The following is a 1875-nucleotide window of genomic DNA, read 5'->3' as shown; positions in this document are numbered from 1 at the left end:
GCTGGCGGTGGCGATCTCGGCGCTCGCCCAGGACTCGAGTGGGTCCTGGGCGATGTTCACGCTCCCGCCGACCTGTTCGAAGCGGCCACGTACCTGAGTGACCATCAGGTGCCGTGCGACGAAGCCCACTGTGGTGTGCTGGGCGTCGACCGTGAAGATTCCTGGTTCTGGAAGCTGAATGCCGTTCCAATTGCGTACGCTCACTGGCTCCGCCATGCGTATCCCCCGTGCTCAGATGCCCGTTCGCGACCGTCAGACCTCGCGGATCGATGGTAACGATCCGTTCAGCCTATAGACGATCATCCTCGCGTATGGTACAGCGGAGCAACTCATAACCGGCAACTCTCCGGTTACCCCTGGTTGTGGCGGGGCTTGTGACCGTTCCCGGCTTGCCGTCGTCCGTACCGACGTTGTCCCGGCGATACGTACGAATATGGCGGTGAGCCGGCAGCCTCGGCGAGGGCCGGGATGCGGGTTACTTGGCGCGGAGTTTTCCGACGGTTAGCGCGCATCCCGGCCCGCTGTCATGCCGTATCGATCGTTCAGCTGATGCGGTCCAGTGTGACCACCGGGATCAGCCGGCTGGTCTGCTTGGTGTACTCCCAGAAACCAGGGATCAGGTTCGCCTGTGCCTCGAACAGCCGGTCTCGCTCCGGTCCTTCAGGATGCGCCGTGGCCTTCGCCTCGAACGTCTCATCGCCGATCTCGACTGTCACGGACGGGTTGGCGAGGACGTTGAAGTACCAGCTGGGGTGCTTGTCCGCGCCGCCGTTGGACGCGATGACGACGAACCGGTCGCCGTCGCGCGTGTGCGCGAGCGGTGAGGTGAGACGTCGTCCGGTCTTGGCGCCGGTCGCCGTCAGCAGCAGCATGGAGATGCCTTCGAACATGCCTCCCACCTTGCCGCCGTTCCCCCGGAACTCCTCTATGATCCCGTCGTTGAAGCTCTTCTCTTCGCTCACTCCGCGCCTCTTTCCATGGTCGTGTTCTGCCGGGCAGATCTTCTGCCAGGCCAACCATTTCCCGTAGCGAGCTATTCCCTGAATCGGTCGCGGTGTGCCGGCGCGGCCGAGCCGAGCGCGAGGATCACTGTGAACGCCGTACCGATGGGATCCCTAGCCGCTGCGGATCGCCTGGGCGCGGATCTCCAGCCGGACGCTCTGCGACACCAGCCATCCGCCCGCCTCCAGGGCCACGTTCCAGGTCATGTCGTAGGCCTCGCGATCGATCTCGCCCGTGGCGCTCAGCGCCAGCCGTTCCCCTCCCCAGGGATCTCCGGTGACGCCGTCGATGGAGACGTTCAGCGTGACCGGGCGGGTGACGCCGCGGATCGTCAGGTCACCGAGCACCACGAAACGGCCGGCTCCACGACGACGGCGGACCATTTTCCCGTTGACCAGATCCCACTTAGCGTCCGGATCACCGCCGAGAACCTGCCGGGACGCGTAGGTGATCGAGGGGAACCGCTCGACGTCGAGGAAGTCTGCGCTGCTCAGGTGCGCGTCCCGGTCTGCCGTTCCGGTGGTGATACTCGCCGTCGCGATCCGTGCCGTGGCGCGCGACATCAGTGGGTCGTCGGCGATCTGGACAGACCCTTCGATGCCATCGAATCTTCCCCGCACCTGGGTCACCATCAGGTGTCGTGCGACGAATCCGACGGTGGTGTGCTGCGGATCGATCGTGAACGTTCCGGGCGCCGGGAGTTGCGCACCGTTCCATGTGCGCACGCCAGTCGACTCGCTCATCTATGCCCCGTGTCTGTGCCGTCTTATGGCCAATGTCGCTTTTGCCGTAAAACAAGCGACATGATCATTTTGTAATGAAATGTCAGGACGGCATGATACTGGTACAGAGAGCGTGTGCAAATACGAGACG

3 protein-coding genes are annotated in these 1875 nt (G+C 63.8%); all 3 read right to left on the bottom strand.

The features are described 5' to 3' along the window. Nucleotides 1-204, bottom strand: a 204-nt coding sequence (locus ELR45_RS38300) for a YceI family protein (RefSeq protein ID WP_205856823.1), incomplete at its 3' end; no start/stop codon positions are given. 338 nt (nt 205-542) lie between these two features. Then, nucleotides 543-962: a nitroreductase family deazaflavin-dependent oxidoreductase gene (locus tag ELR45_RS18215; RefSeq protein WP_129667662.1), complete on the bottom strand. Its 420-nt coding sequence runs from the start codon at nt 960-962 to the stop codon at nt 543-545. 153 nt (nt 963-1115) lie between these two features. Continuing rightward, nucleotides 1116-1745, bottom strand: coding sequence for a YceI family protein (locus ELR45_RS18210; protein ID WP_129667661.1), 630 nt, complete (start codon nt 1743-1745; stop codon nt 1116-1118). Nucleotides 1746-1875: the final 130 nt, after the last annotated feature.

It is taken from the genome of Phytoactinopolyspora endophytica, assembly GCF_004138495.1.
GTDB classification, from domain to species: domain Bacteria; phylum Actinomycetota; class Actinomycetes; order Jiangellales; family Jiangellaceae; genus Phytoactinopolyspora; species Phytoactinopolyspora endophytica.
Note: the sequence above shows the minus strand (reverse complement) of the source record. Positions and strands in the feature narration are given on the sequence as shown.